The organism is Paenalicyclobacillus cellulosilyticus, assembly GCF_014647315.1.
Taxonomy (GTDB): Bacteria; Bacillota; Bacilli; order Alicyclobacillales; family Alicyclobacillaceae; genus Alicyclobacillus_J; species Alicyclobacillus_J cellulosilyticus.
In genome coordinates this window covers 1-14909 of the sequence record NZ_BMOY01000049.1, presented here as the reverse complement: position 1 = coordinate 14909, position 14909 = coordinate 1, and the positions used below count along the sequence as shown (strand labels likewise).

The 14909-nt window shown below is 62.4% G+C and carries 13 protein-coding genes and 1 riboswitch; of the genes, 4 read left to right on the top strand and 9 right to left on the bottom strand.

All coding sequences use genetic code 11. The features are described 5' to 3' along the window. The coding region (locus tag IEX97_RS13615) for a hypothetical protein (RefSeq protein ID WP_229776867.1) at window positions 1-198 on the top strand (198 nt) is incomplete at its 5' end. A gap of 281 nt (window positions 199-479) precedes the next feature. Here IEX97_RS13615 and IEX97_RS11770 read toward each other — a convergent pair. Further along, on the bottom strand, window positions 480-1205 hold the full coding sequence (locus IEX97_RS11770) for a manganese efflux pump MntP (RefSeq protein ID WP_268238343.1): 726 nt from the start codon (window positions 1203-1205) through the stop codon (window positions 480-482). 42 nt (window positions 1206-1247) lie between these two features. Here IEX97_RS11770 and IEX97_RS11765 point away from each other — a divergent pair, with 42 nt between their 5' ends. Beyond that, entirely contained in the window at window positions 1248-1634 is a 387-nt protein-coding gene (locus IEX97_RS11765) for a thiol-disulfide oxidoreductase DCC family protein (RefSeq protein ID WP_188883243.1), read from the top strand. Here the strand turns inward: IEX97_RS11765 and IEX97_RS11760 are convergent. Next, window positions 1621-2100, bottom strand: a complete 480-nt coding sequence (locus IEX97_RS11760; RefSeq protein WP_188883241.1) for a Fur family transcriptional regulator — start codon at window positions 2098-2100, stop codon at window positions 1621-1623. The two genes, IEX97_RS11765 and IEX97_RS11760, sit on opposite strands and share 14 nt — an antisense overlap. A gap of 316 nt (window positions 2101-2416) precedes the next feature. On the opposite strand from IEX97_RS11760, the gene IEX97_RS11755 reads away from it, so the two are divergent. Beyond that, window positions 2417-3202, top strand: a complete 786-nt coding sequence (locus IEX97_RS11755) for a ZIP family metal transporter (RefSeq protein ID WP_188883239.1) — start codon at window positions 2417-2419, stop codon at window positions 3200-3202. Here the strand turns inward: IEX97_RS11755 and IEX97_RS11750 are convergent. After that, entirely contained in the window at window positions 3161-3802 is a 642-nt protein-coding gene (locus tag IEX97_RS11750) for a hypothetical protein (protein ID WP_188883237.1), read from the bottom strand. The two genes, IEX97_RS11755 and IEX97_RS11750, sit on opposite strands and share 42 nt — an antisense overlap. Before the next feature lie 165 nt (window positions 3803-3967). On the opposite strand from IEX97_RS11750, the gene IEX97_RS11745 reads away from it, so the two are divergent. Continuing rightward, window positions 3968-4702, top strand: coding sequence for an iron-containing redox enzyme family protein (locus IEX97_RS11745; RefSeq protein WP_229776866.1), 735 nt, complete (start codon window positions 3968-3970; stop codon window positions 4700-4702). Window positions 4703-4829: 127 nt separating this feature from the next. Here IEX97_RS11745 and IEX97_RS11740 read toward each other — a convergent pair whose 3' ends face one another. The 6 genes from IEX97_RS11740 to metH form a co-directional block, all read right to left on the bottom strand. Beyond that, a complete protein-coding gene (locus IEX97_RS11740; RefSeq protein WP_188883234.1) occupies window positions 4830-5219 on the bottom strand; it encodes a hypothetical protein in 390 nt (129 codons plus the stop codon). 70 nt (window positions 5220-5289) lie between these two features. Further along, a complete protein-coding gene (locus IEX97_RS11735; RefSeq protein WP_188883232.1) occupies window positions 5290-5823 on the bottom strand; it encodes a hypothetical protein in 534 nt (177 codons plus the stop codon). After that, window positions 5820-6761, bottom strand: a complete 942-nt coding sequence (locus IEX97_RS11730; RefSeq protein ID WP_188883231.1) for an NAD(P)-dependent oxidoreductase — start codon at window positions 6759-6761, stop codon at window positions 5820-5822. Before IEX97_RS11730 ends, IEX97_RS11735 begins: the two co-directional genes overlap by 4 nt. Window positions 6762-6876: 115 nt before the next feature. Further along, the gene (acs, locus tag IEX97_RS11725; protein WP_229776865.1) at window positions 6877-8832 is read right to left on the bottom strand and encodes an acetate--CoA ligase; all 1956 of its coding nucleotides are present in this window, start codon (window positions 8830-8832) and stop codon (window positions 6877-6879) included. A 187-nt stretch (window positions 8833-9019) separates the two neighbouring features. Further along, window positions 9020-10978 (bottom strand): bifunctional homocysteine S-methyltransferase/methylenetetrahydrofolate reductase, encoded by a 1959-nt coding sequence (locus IEX97_RS11720; protein ID WP_188883229.1) that lies wholly within the window; start codon window positions 10976-10978, stop codon window positions 9020-9022. A 23-nt stretch (window positions 10979-11001) separates the two neighbouring features. After that, window positions 11002-14448: a methionine synthase gene (gene metH, locus IEX97_RS11715; protein ID WP_188883227.1), complete on the bottom strand. Its 3447-nt coding sequence runs from the start codon at window positions 14446-14448 to the stop codon at window positions 11002-11004. A gap of 137 nt (window positions 14449-14585) precedes the next feature. Further along, window positions 14586-14693: riboswitch (SAM riboswitch) on the bottom strand. Window positions 14694-14909 lie beyond the last annotated feature (216 nt).

Genomic DNA, 14909 nt, shown 5'->3' with positions numbered 1-14909 from the left:
GTTCAGCAAATACGGGCGCGGCTTTTACAACGAACTGGGACACAGGCTCAATCAACTGGAAATCCTCCGCTCCAAATCAATCAGTCACGAAAGATTTCGCTGTGCGCAGGTTGGATTCCTGTCGAAATTCGTCCCCTGCCCGAAGATCAGGCGCGGAATCTGTGGCTCGATAGCGATACCGATCCTTTTGAAGAGTAAAGTTACAGCGTAACTGTAACCGAAGGGTATAAAACAAACGGATTCCAATGGTCAATCACGAACGAATGGACAGCAATGGCCAATGCAGTCAATAGCGACTGCAAAGACTGCAACGACTGCAACGACTAAACCTATACTATACTTCGGCCAAAAAGTTAACATAACATATCTTATCGGACGTAGAAATCGAACGTCATCAAAGCGGTCGAGCCATGTTCTTTTGCCTCCACAGTACCACAGCACCACCGACGCCTGGAACCGCGTCCTCGCGTTTCATGGGTTTATGCCAAACTCTGGTTGTAAACCCAATCGACGAGGATGCTGATCCCCAAACCGCCGAGCACGAAACCGGCGAGCTTCTCCGACCACTTGCCAAGAGACGGTGCAAGCCTGGCGCCAAGCGTCCAACCCAGGCTGGAAAACACCAGCGCTTGCAGTGCGATGCATGGAATCAGAATCAACCACGGCAAGTCCAACAGACCAGCCGAAATTCCGACCATCAACTCGTCCATGCTTACGCTCGCGGCACTCCCAACCAGCGCCCACCCCATCCCTTGGCGAATGGATTCCTGTTGTAGCAAACGCGAAAGTTGGAGTAAACGCGAAGGCGTTTCCGTTTCACCTTCTGCTTCTTCTCCGTTTCCTTCTTCGACATGACCCATCCGTTCTTTCTCGTCTTCAAAAAAAACCATCCAAGCTGCCAACGCCACGAGCATCAGTCCGCCGGCAAAAGATGCCCATCGACCCAAGAACATGCCCACGCCCTTTCCCAGCAATGAACCTACCCAAAGCATCCCTGTTTCTGCGCACGCGAAGACCATGACCCACATCCATCCACGCCGATCTCGGCGAGGACTCTCCGCACGCTTCCACACGGCGAGGGAAGCGGACAGCCAGAACGAATCGATGCCCAACGACAGAAGGAGCCAGATAACATTCCAAACATTTCCGTTCATCATGTTCGTAAGCTCCTCGTTTCTCGATTCCCCCGTCCCGTGTGATAACATGGATCACATGGAATGAAGGTGAAGCATGGGAGGGAAACGCAGTTGCGTGGTCCAAGCGCACCTGAGGCGGAACGCAAGCTGACGCCGTTTACCGTATTTGTCGACACGGATTGCGCGCTTTGCCGGCTATGCGCAAACTGGCTGCGACGATGCGATACCCGTCATATCATCCGCTTCGTCTCTGCGCGGGACGGACAAAACGTGGCACGCTGCGGATTGGATCCATGGCTCGCCCTTGAAGAGATCCACATCCAGTCGGCGACCGGCGAGGTGCGAACCGGTGTGGACGGCCTGGTCTGGCTGTTTGCACACCTGCCTGTCCTGCGGCGTTTGGTCTGGCTGTACCACATACCGGGCGTGCCGTGGTTGGCGCGGCGGCTGTACCGAAGGATCGCGCGGCGGCGGTTGATGAACATCACGGTTCCGTGACCATCCCTTCGTGTGGTTGCACAGGACGGCTTTGGCCAGCGTTTTGCTCTCGACAAGGGCGGCAATACCCATAGATGGCGACGGTGTGATCGACGATATCGAAATCATCCATTTCCTCACGCATGGCCTCGATAGGACACACGTGAATCGGAATCGATTTGCCGCAGCGCAAGCATACCACGTGATGATGATGGGACGGTTCTTCACACGCCAAGCGGAACCGTGCCGCGTCATCCGCACCGTCCAACCGCTCGATGATCCGGTGTTGCAAAAGCAACTCCAGGGTACGATACACCGTGTCGAGGCTCAGGTTGGGATACATGGACAAGACATACGTGTACACGTCCTTTGCCGAAAACGTCTGACCAGGGTGATCCACGAACAGGGCGACAATCGCCTGCCGCTTTCCGGTGCATTTGTATCCAGCCGCTTTCAGTTGGCGTAATACCTCGCCGACGTCAGCCATCCCGGTTCTCCTCTCTTCTTCGTTCTCTTCGGCGACTTGGACCCCCCGTGCGTTTCATGCGATACGTTTTCGTGTGAAATCCCGTTTCTTGAAGTGGTCTTCATCAAGGAGGCCATCATCTTTAAATTGTACAGTAACATGGGAAGGAATCGATCACGCGTTTGCATCCTGTTCCGTTGCCATACCTGTCCTATCCCTGATGATAATCTACCTCTGATTATAAATCGTAATCATTCTTATTTACAACATGACGGTCCCTTGTTATAATGAGCCGTGCATGATGGCAGTTTAGACGGCAGTTCACAGAAAGCGTGGTATGCGTATGTGGTTCGTCCTCGGTTTGTGCACCTTGGCCGCGCTTGCCGATGTGCTCGGCGGTCTGTTGATGGTGGTTCGCCGTGTCGGTCCGCGCAGCGTCACGCTGCTCACCAGCCTGGGCGCAGGGTTTCTGCTCGGTGCCACCCTGTTGGACCGCTTACCCGATGCGCTGCACGAGTTACCCAATGTGGCGCCGTGGTTCGTCACTGTAGGTTATCTCACACTGCTCGCCCTTGAACATATGGGTAACGGGCGTTCCAAGCATCACCACGGTGGCCAAGACACCAAGGGGCCGCGGCCGACAGGACACGCCGTCACGGCCGAGGTCTGGATTGACCCGAAGGCCGCGGCCCTGTCGTTCGTCGGCCTCTTGTTCCATACCTTCATGGACGGGGTCATCATCGCCGGTGGTTTTGCCTTGAGCCCCGCGACGGGTTGGCTGATGTTCGTCGCCATCATGTTGCACAAAATCCCGGAAGGGTTCAGTATGGCGACCATCAGTTTGGCCGCGGGCACCTCGCGTTGGCGTGCCTTTCTGACCACCGTCGGCCTCGCCATCTCCACCCTTGCCGGGGCAATCGTCATGCTGCGGCTCGGCGTGACGGGCGGCACAGGGATCAAGCTGTTGATGGCGTTGGCCACCGGATCGTTCTTGTACATCGCGACGAGCGACCTCATCCCTGCGGTTCGCCACGAGGGTTACCGGGCCGTCCTTTGCATCCTGACCGGCGTCGGTTTGTTCTCACTGTCCCTCTGGTTGTTGCGATGGACGGGGCTCAGTTGACCCGGTCTGCGGCAGCGGGCCCGGGTGTGGCCGAATGGCCGGACCCCACGGGGCATAGCCGGACTCACCCGGGATGGGCGGCTGCCGCTCCAATCCAAGTTGGCTTGCGATACGGTTGACGAGATCGATCACGTCCAAGCGGTGGATCTGACCGAGGGTGTAGTACGGTTCGTTTCGCAGCCCTGGCTGGATGGGTTGCAGGGTGACCGGTTGCACCGTTCCTTTCCGTACCGGAACCTCAAAGACAACCGTCTCGTTATGCCCGGAGGCGACGACGAGGGCCGTCAGCGTGCCGACATCGCGAAAACGGGGATCCCGCGGCACCGTGATGTTCGCTCGCCAGATCCCTTCGCTGTCGGTCAAACCCGTCTTGACCAACCGGCCGTTACGGTCCATGAGGACGACGCGGGCATCTTGCAGCGCCCGAAAGTCGGATGCGGACACGACGCGAAACTGAATGACCGCGGACACCAGGCCGGATGCCGCTGCCTGCGGCACCCCCGGTTGCCGAAGCTGCGCTTGCACCACCTGTCCCGTGACCGGCGCGCTCGTGAGAAGCCAACATACCGCAGCACAAAGCGCGGTCTGCGCAGGTTTCATCCTTTCTCTGCCTCCCTGATCCCCGTGCCGCCTGCACACGGATGCGTGCAGGTTGCGGGGTCCGATTTGAAACTATTGTGTTCGGAGGCAGCCTTTTGGATACTTGAAGGTGTCGCGGCACCGTCCTGCGCGCACACCCACATGTACGGAAAGGAGCGTCAAGCGTTGGCGACGACGAAGGATGTACCCGTCATTCAGACCTATGAAGATGTCGAACAAGCGATGAAGTCGTTTGTGGAAGAGGTGTTCTACCAGTCCCCGTTCTTCGTTTGGTTATTGGAAGGTCGTTACAGTTCATCGCAAATCCGCCACTTCGCCGTCCAGTACAGCTACTACAGCCGCCATTTCCCGCGCGTGTTGGGTGCCGCCATCTCTGCCATGGCACCGATGGGATCGTGGTGGATTCCGCTCGCCGATAACCTGTGGGACGAAGCTGGACGCGGAAAACCAGGCATGTCCCACGAGGCGTTGTACCGCACCTTCTTGCTGTCGGTGGATCCTGAGATCGAGCTGGATCCCCACGGCTTTCCGCCTGATCCGATGTCACCCGCGGTCGACGAGGCGGTGCGAACATTCATCGAGTTTTTCCGCCATGCCACACCCCTGGAAGCCATGGCGGCCGTCGGTTTCGGGTCTGAGTTCTTCGCAGGGGACGTGATGGGCACCATTGCGCGCGGTCTGCGCCATCCGCATTACAACCGGGAGCGAACGCTGAACCTGTTGTTCTGGGACGTGCACGCGGGCGAACATGAGCCGCACCATTATCAGTTGTGCAAGGACGTGCTCATCCGATATACCCGGCCGGAAGAGCTGCGGACCATGTACGAGGTGGGCACCGCCATCGCCCGTTCCGAAGCCAGGATGTACCAAGCGTTGCATGAGGAGATGATGGCACGATGAACGCGAGGGCCCGTGCGGGCCCTGACGGACCGCCTCCTCGCCGCACATGTCGCTCACAGGGGACAACAGGACGGCGAACCAGGACGGCGAACATGGCTACTTTCCATCTGCAACGACCTGCAACCACCTATGACTTTTGTTCCAATTGGGCCACGCGGTTGAGCGCTTGGAAGAACGCCAAGATGTCGGCGTAGCTCGCGCCCAGGTCCCCGAACGACCCGCGTTTTGACGACACAATGTCGACGGCGGAACGCATGGGCGATACGTGGTAGACCGTGATGGTGATGTCGCGCGTGCCGAGCCAATGCCGGCGCTCGACGACAATCTCGCCGTGGTCCCTGCTCACATGCACCACATGCCAGCCCCGCAGCTGGCCGCGGATGACCTCGACCACCTTCTCCACCATCCGGTCCCGCGGTTCCCGGTAATAACGGGTGCGCAGATTCGGATCCCTGTGGTGTTCCCGCGTCTCTTCGCGGCTCCGCCACAGACCGACGATGGTACGACCAATGGACATGAGTTGGTTATCCCTCCCCTCCCGTCTCACTTGTCTTTCGCCTGCGTGCTCCTTCGTGCTCCCTGTTCCATCAAGCGTGGGCCCAGCCGTAGGCGAGCAGCAAGGAAAATTCTTGAACCTGGATGGCTCGCAGCGCCAAACCCTGCTCGGAATCCTCGCCGCTGCGGCGGACGACCGCTGCCACCTCGTCGATGAACCGCTCGGGACGCCATCGGCCCCATGCAGCCAACGCAGGCCAGACGGCGCACGCAGCTTGGTATACAGACGCGTACACCGGGTGCTCGCCAACCCTGGCAAACCAATACTTCGCGTTGCTGAAGTCGCCTTCGCGGCGATGCATCAGGCCATGCCAGTAACTTCCAAGCGGATGATCCAACTGTTGGGCAATCCGGTGGCAGGCATCGAGATCGTCGTTCCACAACAACAAACCGGCTCGGGTAGCCATGGCCGCCACTTTGCTGGATGAACCTTGGTCCGCCAGCAACGCCTCGTCGGTGAAGGAGAGCACCGCGTTCGAGATCTCCGGGTTCCACACCTTGCGTGGACACAAGGGCGGCAACGGATGGCGGCGGGCCAACGCATCCATGACCTCCTGCACGTTCACGAACCTTCTCTCCCTCCTTGTTCCGCCGCGGGCCGCGTCGTGTCGGCTTTCGTTTCGGCATCCCGGTAGACAAGCCACAGCGCCTGCGTCCCCATGTCATCGCCGTAGGCGGCCGCCAAGCGCTCGTACAAGGACTTGGCCAGCTGCACCCCGGGCAGACGAAGCCCCATCTCTTCCGCCGACGCGATGGCGATGGCCATATCCTTCAAAAAGTGCTTGACGTAGAAACCAGGTGCGAAGTCCGAAGCCAACATCCGCGGCACCAGGTTCTGCAGCGGCCAGCTTGCCGCCGCACCGGTTCCGATGCTGGCGAGCACCTTCTTCGGCTCAAGCCCGGCGCGTATTGCGTACGCCATCGCCTCACAGACCCCGACCATGGTGCTCGCCAAGGCAATCTGGTTGCACATCTTGGTGTACTGTCCCGCCCCGGCCGGTCCCTGGTGCACGATGTTTTTCCCCAAGCGGGAAAACACCGGTTGCGCCAAGAGGAAGTCGGCTTCGTCACCGCCGACCATGATGGTGAGCGTCGCCTGCCGAGCACCCACGTCTCCTCCGGACACAGGGGCATCCAGCGCGCGCACCCCCCGGGCCTTCGCCGCCTCGTAGATGCGCATCGCGAGCCGGGGCGATGACGTCGTCATGTCGATGAGGAGCGCCCCTGGCTTCGCATGAGCCACCAGTCCGTCTGCGCCGAGGTAGATGGACTCGACGTCCTGCGGATACCCGACCATGGTGACGATCACGTCCGCCTCCTGCGCGACCGCGGCAGGAGTGTTCGCCCACACCGCACCGCGTGTCAGCAATCCCTCGGCACGGCTGCGTGATCGATTGTACACGACGAGACGATAACCGGCATCCAGGAGGTGGCCGGCCATCGCGGCACCCATCACCCCGGTGCCGATGAAGCCGATGCAGGTGGTGTTTGGCGAGATCTCCATCCGTGCATGCGCCTCCCTGGAAAAGAAAGGATGGGCGTGAAAACAGGGTCCCCGCGCGGGGAACCCTGCCTCCACCGCCCATAGCGGTGACCGCGCGGCCGACATACGCCGGGCGTCATTCTTTGTCTTTGTACATCTCCTTCAACGACTCGACGACGCTCGGATCGGCCAGGGTGCTGGTGTCGCCCAACACCCGGCCTTCCGCGATGTCGCGCAACAACCGGCGCATGATCTTGCCGCTGCGCGTCTTGGGCAGATCGGCAATGAAGATGATCTCTTCCGGTCTGGCCAAGGCGCCAATCTTTTCCACAACATGCCGCTTGAGTTCGTTCATCAGCTCATCCGTCGCCGCGATGCCCTCTTTCAACGTGACAAACGCGGTGATGGCCTGACCCTTGACCTCGTGGCTGCGGCCGATGACCGCGGCTTCCGCCACCGCATGGTGGTCCACCAACGCGCTCTCCACCTCCATCGTACCGATGCGGTGGCCGGATACGTTGATCACGTCGTCGATGCGGCCGAGGATCCAGATGTAGTTGTCCTCATCCTTGTGCGCGCCGTCACCCGGCAGATAGATGCCGGGGAACTTCCCGAAATACGTCCGGGCGAACCGCTCATCATCCCGCCAGATGGTGCGGAGCATGGAAGGCCAAGGCCGGGTGATGACGAGATACCCGCCGCTGCCGGCCGGCACGGACTGCCCCTCTTCATCAAACACGTCGGCGCTGATGCCCGGCACAGGCCGTGTCGCGCTGCCCGGCTTGGTGGTGACGAGCCCGGGCAACGGCGCAATCATCGCGCAGCCCGTTTCCGTCTGCCACCACGTATCGACGATGGGACACCTGCCTTGTCCGACGTGTTCGTGGTACCACATCCACGCCTCCGGGTTGATGGGCTCACCGACGCTGCCCAACAGCCGCAGGGTGTCGATCCGGTGGCGCTGCACGTACTCCGGCCCCCACTTCATGAACGTCCGGATGGACGTCGGCGCCGTGTAAAAGATGGTCACGCCGTACTTCTCAACGATTTGCCAGTAGCGGTCCCGGTCCGGCCAATCGGGCGCCCCTTCGTACATCACCACCGTCGCGCCGCACGACAACGGCCCGTACACGATGTAGGTGTGCCCCGTGATCCAGCCGATGTCTGCCGTACAGAAGTACACGTCGTCATCCTTGATGTCGAAGACCGTGCGCAACGAGGTGTTGGCACCGACCAAGTAGCCGCCGGTGGAGTGGACAATCCCTTTCGGCTTGCCGGTCGTACCCGAGGTATAGAGGAGGAACAAGATGTCCTCCGCATTCATTTCTTCGCAGGGGAACGGCGTGGCCGGTGCGGCGGCCATCGCTTCCCGCCACGAGACGTCACGTCCGGGCGTCCACGGCGCCGCGGCGGCCGCGCCGACCCGCTCCACCACCAGCACCTTTTCGACCGGCGTGCCTTGCACCGCCTCGTCCGCATTGCGCTTGAGCGGCACGACGTTGCCGCGCCGCCAGCCGCCATCGGCCGTGATGAGCACCTTGGCATCCGCATCGAGGATCCGCTCGTGCAGCGCCCGCGCCGAAAACCCGCCGAAGACGACCGAATGGATGGCCCCAATCTTCGCGCAGGCCAACATGGCGATGGGCAACTCCGGCACCATCGGCAGATAGATGGTCACACGGTCCCCCTTCTGAACGCCGAGGCTCTTTAATACGTGCGCCGCGCGGTCGACCTCCCGGCCGAGCATGTCGTAGGTCAAGACGCGGCTGTCGCCAGGCTCCCCTTCCCAGATGATGGCCGCCTTGTTCTTGCGCGGGCCGAAGCGGTGCCTGTCCACCGTGTTGTACGCCGCGTTGAGCGTGCCGTCGTAGAACCAGCGGGCGTGCGGCGGATTCCAATCCAGGATCTTCGTGAACGGGCGAAACCAGTCGAGGTTTTTCGCTTCTTCCGCCCAGTATGCTTCCGGATCGCGCGCCGCCCGCTCGTACACTTCCGGATCGCGATAGTTCGCCTGGTTGCGAAACGATTCAGGCGGCGCGAACCGCCGCTCCTCGGTCAACAACGTGTCCAAGCGATCCGCTTGCGTCATCATCCTTCCCCTCTCTTCGCGCCAGGTGCCAGGCCACCCGCAAGCGCGCTGTCACTCCGGCGTGGAACATCGCGTGGCCAAAACCATATTCATCATACTGAAAACATTCGGTCGCTGGCAATGGTAGCGCTTGCTTTACCGCCGGCGCACGCCCCCGGGCTCTCCCACGGGGCGCTTGTTTCGTCCTGGCTCACGCGGTCTCGCTGGCGATGCCGGCCGCCTGGCGCTCGCGCACGTAACGGGTCAGCTCCGCGGTCAGCTCATAGCGCAAAAACGGCGTGATGAGGTAGATCCCCCGGAAATACCGCAGCGCCTCATCAATCAGTTCGCGCGCAATGGCAAGCCCTTCCGCCACGCCCTGCTCGGGTGTGGTACCGCTCATGCGGCGCAGGATGGCGTCCGGGATCTGAATCCCCGGCACCTCGTTGTGGAGGAACTTGGCGTTGCGTTCGCTGACCAGCGGCATGATGCCGACGAACACCGGGACACCCAAATCCGCCGTCGCGCCCGCGATGCGGGCGAACATCGCCGGATCGAACATCGGTTGCGTCATGACGAAATCGGCGCCAGCTTCCACCTTGCGCCGCAGTCGGGCCACCGCCTTCTCGAAGTTCGCCACATGCGGGTTGAACGACGTCCCCACCACAAAGCGGGAGCCCTGCTGCATCGGTTGGCCGGAAAACGCGATCCCGGCGTTGAGGCGCTTGACCATCTTGGTCAATTCGGTGGACGAGACATCGTACACCGAGGTGGCACCGGGGAGGTCACCGAACCGGCTCGGGTCGCCGGTCACGAGCAGGATGTGGCGAATGCCGAGCACGTCCAGCCCCATCAAGTGCGACTGCTGGCCGATGAGGTTGCGGTCCCGACATGTGACATGCACCAACGGCTCAATCCCCATCTGTTTGAGGATGCTGGCGAGCGCCATGTTGCTCACGCGCACCGTGGCGAGCGAATTGTCGGCCAGCGTGATGAAGTCGGCCCCCGCCTCATGCAGGGCCGCCGCTCCGCGCAGGAACTTGCGGCAATCGAGCGTCTTCGGCGGATCGAGTTCGACGATGACGGTGACCCGCCGCTTCACCATGTCGACGATGGTCTCCTTGTGCCCCGGCGGTACGCGATCCGGTACGCCGGCGGCCGCGGATGGTTCGCGGCCGCGGCGGGCATCCGCTTCACCCGCGTAGATGGGAATGGTTTCCTCTTTGCGCACGGCAACCTCGGCGGACGTCTGTTTTCCTTCAGATTCAAGGCGCCGGATGGCCTCCCGCACTTGGCGGATGTGCTCGGGCGTCGTCCCGCAACAACCGCCGATCACCCGCACCCCCAAACGGCAGAGAGAGGCGGCCACCTCCGCGAAATACTCAACCGTCCCGGTGAACGAGTAGTCCCCGTCCACCCAGTGCAACGTCCCGGCGTTCGGCATCGCGCTGAAAACGCCGCCGGCAAGCGGCGCCAAGCCTTCATACGTGCGCAGAATCCCGGACGGACCAAGCCGGCAATTGAGGCCGGTGATATCAGCGCCCGCCTCGCGCAGTGCGGTAAACGCCGCGCCCACCGGCACCCCGTCGCGGGTGACGCCCACCGTGTCGGGCGAGAGATGGCAGATGACAGGAAGTTCCGTGAGCCGGCGAACCGCGCGCAGCGCGATGAGCGCTTCCTCCAGTTCCGCGAACGTCTCCAGCAACAGGCCGTCCACCCCTGCATGGAGCAATGCCTCCGCCTGGACAGCGAACTCGTCCGCCAGCCGGCGGCGCCGCCGCTCACCCAGGGGCCGCGCGTCGGAGGACAGGCCGCGGATGGATCCGATGGTCCCCAACACGTATACCTGCCTGCCCTCCGCCTCCGCCGCGCGGCGCGCCGCCGCCACCGCCGCCCGGTTTACCTCGGCGACGCGATCGCCCAATCCGTACCGGTCGAGCCCCGGCCGGTGCGCGCTGAACGTATTGGTCTGAATGATGTCGGCGCCCGCCCGGATGTACGCGCGGTGGATGCGCTCGACCCACTCGGGATGGGTCTCCGACAACGCCTCGTAGCATGTGCGCACCGGGACCCCGGATTGATGCAACAGCGTCGCCATGGCACCGTCGGCGACGAGGATCCGCGTCTGTGCGTCCGTCCGGATGTCGCGGTGCGTGAACGGGTCGTGCATGCCTCCATTCCTCCTGTCACGGTTCACCCGATGTCCTGCTCTGCTTCCACGTTGAAGTAGCGTGCCTCCGGATGAGAGAACACCATGGCGGACACGCTCGCCTCCGGCTCCATCATGAATCCGTCGGTCAGACGGACGCCGATGTCCTCGGGACGGAGCAGCCGGAACAATTGCGCCTGGTCTTCGAGGTTCGGGCAGGCCGGGTACCCGAACGACACGCGAATGCCTTGGTACTTCGCGGTGAACCGCTCCCGCACGGTCATATCCGGCGGATCCGGGAAACCCCAACGGTCGCGGATGATCTGGTGCAGCCGTTCCGCAAACGCCTCCGCCATCTCGAGCGCCAAGGCCTGCAGGGCGTGCGCCCGCAGGTACTCCCCGCGGGCCATCCATGCCTCCGCGCGCTCACGGATGCCTTGGCCCGCGGTGACGACGAAGAAGGCGACATAATCCATCACGCCATGCTCCACCGGCCGCAAAAAGTCGGCGAGACACAGGTAGTCCGGCTTCTTTTGCCGCGGGAACACGAACCGCTCCAACACCCGACCGGGCGCCTGCGGGTCGTAGATGCGCACCTCGTCGCCCGCAGCCTGCGCGGGGAAAAATTGATACACCCCGTGCAGCCGCAACCAGCCGTTGCAGTCCGCCTCCGCCAACAAGTCATCCACGAACGCCAGGAGTTCCAACGCTTGCTCATCCCGCTCGGCGATCCGCTTCTCCACGTTTCCCCGCAGCCCGAGGTGTTTGCCGAGCAGCATCTGCAGGTTCAGGTACGGCCGCACATAGGCGACGGGCACGTCGCGCAGCACGTGGCGGTCGAAGTCGGGCGGGCGAAAGACCGGCGCCTCCCGGTTCACGGGGGAGCGGGGTCGCCCGGCGTCGCTCTTTTGCTCCGCGACGACCGTGCGCCCCTCCATCTCCGCGCGTTCCTTGGCAACCTTTGCAAGGAGCTTCGGCCGCTCCGCGGCGTCCAGCAGCTTATTGGCGAGATCGAGGCCTTCCATCGCGTCTTTGGCGTACAGCACCGGGCCTTCGTACTGCGGTGCAATCCGGGTCAGTGTAAACTTCTTCGTCAGCGCCGCCCCGCCGACCAACAAGGGGACCCGAATGCCGGCGGCCCGCAGGTCTTCGGCGGTGACCACCATCTGTTGCGCAGATTTCACCAACAGCCCGGAGAGGCCGATGAGGTCCGGCTTGACCTCGCGGCAGGCCTGAATCAACTGCTCCGGCGGCACCTTGATGCCGAGGTTCACCACCTCATACCCGTTGTTGGAGAGGATGATGTCGACCAGGTTTTTGCCGATGTCGTGCACGTCACCTTTCACGGTCGCCAGCAACACCCGGCCCTTGTTGGCCGTCTCCGACTTCTCCATGAACCGCTCCAAATACGCGACGGCCGCTTTCATCACCTCGGCGCTCTGCAATACCTCGGCAACGATGAGCTCGTTGTTGTTGAACAGCCGCCCCACTTCGTTCATCCCGTCCATCAGCGGCCCGTTGATGATGTCAAGTGGCGTCATCGTCGCCAGCGCCGCGTCGAGATCGGCGAAAAGTCCCTCCTTGGTGCCGTCGATCACATAGCGCGCCAAGCGCTGGGGCAGCGGCAGATCCTCGGTTTTCGCCTTGGCGGCCGCCTTTTTCTCCCGGTAATACGCGGTGAACTCGGCGATGACCGCGTCCGATGTCGCAAAAAGCAGCCGCTCGCACAGCGCCCGCTCCTCCTCCGGGATGGCCGCGTACCGCTCCAATCCCTCCGCGTTGACGATGGCGTAGTCGAGCCCCGCCTTCGTGCAGTGGTACAGAAAGACGGAATTGAGCACCTCGCGGCCGGCCGGCGGAACGCCGAACGACACGTTGCTCAAGCCGATGATGGTCGGGCACAGCGGCAGGTGTTGTTTGAGCAGCCGAATGCCTTCGATGGTCTCCACGGCCGCGCCCGTGTAGTTCTCGTCCCCGGTCGCGACGGGAAACACCAGCGCGTCGATGATTACGTCCTGCGGCTTCATGCCGTATTTGTCGACGAGCAGGCCGACCGCCCGTTGCGCCACTTCCAGTTTGCGTGCCCGCGTCACCGCCTGGCCCTGCTCGTCGATACAACCCACAACGAGCGCGGCACCGTACGTGGTCGCCAAGCGAGCACACTCGGCGAGGCGTGTCTCGCCGTCCTCCAGGTTTGTCGAATTGATGATGGCCTTGCCCTGGATGTGCTTCAAGGCCAACTCGGCGACCTTCGGATCGGTCGTGTCAATCATGATGGGCACTTTGACCTTGCGCACGATGTGCGGCAAAAGTTGCGCCATGTCGGCCGCCTCGTCCCGGTCCGGGTCCTGGACGCAGACGTCAATCACCTGTGCCCCGGCCTTGACCTGTTGCCGCGCGATCTCGGCCGCCGCCTCGTACTCGCCTGCCGTCACCAAGCGCCGGAACTTGCGGGACCCGAGCACGTTGGTCCGTTCTCCCACCAGGATGGGGCGGTTGTCCGCCTCCAGGTAGACCGCCTCCAGGCCGGACACCGCGTGGGGGTGCTGCGGCGCAAAGCTGCGCGGCGTTTTTCCTTTGATCGCGATGGCGAGGGCACGGATGTGTTCCGGGGTCGTCCCGCAACACCCGCCGACAAGATTCAGCCATCCCTGATCCGCGAAATCCGCCAGCTTCTTGGCGAAGCTCGCCGGCAACTCGTGATAGTGCCCGTTTTCATCGGGAAGCCCTGCATTCGGGTAGCAGCTGACCGCCGTCGTGGCGAGCCCGGCCAACGTGCGCAGGTGATCGCGCATCAGCTCGGGGCCGGTCGCACAGTTCAAACCCACCGCAATCGGCTGGACGTGTTCGATAGACAGGTAGAACGCATCGATGGTCTGGCCGGCGAGCGTGGTGCCCATCGGCTCGATGGTCCCCGAGATCATGACCGGCAGCCGTGTGTGCAGCTCGGCAAACGCGCGCTGGATGCCAAGGATGCCGGCCTTGACGTTGAGCATGTCCTGAGCCGTTTCGAGCAACAGCAGATCGACACCGCCGGCGATGAGCCCTTTCGCCTGCACGGCGTACGCTTCGACCAGTTCGTCGAACGTCGTCCCGCCGGTGACGGAGAGGCTCTTGGTCGTCGGCCCCATCGATCCGGCCACATAGCGCGGCCAATCGGGCGTGGAAAAGCGATCCGCCGCCTGCCTCGCCAGGCGCGCCGCCTCGCGGTTGATGGCCCACGCCTGGTCCGCGAGACCGTATTCGGCGAGCACGAGCGGGGTCCCGCCGAACGTGTCGGTTTCGATGATGTCCGCCCCCGCTTCCAGATACGCCTCGTGGATGCGAAGAATGGCGTCCGGGCGCGTCACGACCAAGTATTCATTGCATCCTTCGTACGCGGGGCCGCCGAAATCGCCGGGGCCTAAGCCCATGGACTGGATCATCGTGCCCATCGCGCCATCGAGGATGAGGATTTTCTCTTGCAACCGTTCTGCCAGTGGCTTGCGCATGCTGCCTGTCCTCTCCCGCTGCCGAAGTCGAATCCCATCCATCACGCCGAGCCCGGGTACGCCGATGTGTCGTGCGCAACCCGGGCTGGTAAACGAACGACGCCCATGCGGGCGCCGTGCCGATGACGTTACGCACACCCTCATCTCTCGGGAGCGAACTCCCGCAGGAATTGGCACCTTGTGCCGCAAGCGACACCGGTTGCCGGGCGTCATCGGGCCAGTCCCTCAGCCGCTCTGGATAAGAGTGAACTGCTCGCTTGCGTTCGTTCGAACCGCAACAGGAAGGTGTATAGTAGGGATTGTATCATACTTCGGACCGTATGCACAGAGGGCGCGATCACTCACTTAAAATCTAACTGAAAGGGGTCCAGATCACTCAAATCGAAATCTAACCGAAGGGATCGTTGTGCGAATGTCATTGAAGAGCCGCCGTGAGTATCTGACCAGCATGCGCGAACGCT

Bases quoted from the DNA above. Each gene is read 5' to 3' on its own strand.
- IEX97_RS11770 (WP_268238343.1), bottom strand. From the start codon at position 1,205: ATGTTATCACACGGGACGGGGGAATCGAGAAACGAGGAGCTTACGAAC.
- IEX97_RS11760 (WP_188883241.1), bottom strand. From the start codon at position 2,100: ATGGCTGACGTCGGCGAGGTATTACGCCAACTGAAAGCGGCTGGATAC.
- IEX97_RS11755 (WP_188883239.1), top strand. From the start codon at position 2,417: ATGCGTATGTGGTTCGTCCTCGGTTTGTGCACCTTGGCCGCGCTTGCC.
- IEX97_RS11750 (WP_188883237.1), bottom strand. From the start codon at position 3,802: ATGAAACCTGCGCAGACCGCGCTTTGTGCTGCGGTATGTTGGCTTCTC.
- IEX97_RS11740 (WP_188883234.1), bottom strand. From the start codon at position 5,219: ATGTCCATTGGTCGTACCATCGTCGGTCTGTGGCGGAGCCGCGAAGAG.
- IEX97_RS11730 (WP_188883231.1), bottom strand. From the start codon at position 6,761: ATGGAGATCTCGCCAAACACCACCTGCATCGGCTTCATCGGCACCGGG.
- acs (WP_229776865.1), bottom strand. From the start codon at position 8,832: ATGATGACGCAAGCGGATCGCTTGGACACGTTGTTGACCGAGGAGCGG.
- IEX97_RS11720 (WP_188883229.1), bottom strand. From the start codon at position 10,978: ATGCACGACCCGTTCACGCACCGCGACATCCGGACGGACGCACAGACG.
- metH (WP_188883227.1), bottom strand. From the start codon at position 14,448: ATGCGCAAGCCACTGGCAGAACGGTTGCAAGAGAAAATCCTCATCCTC.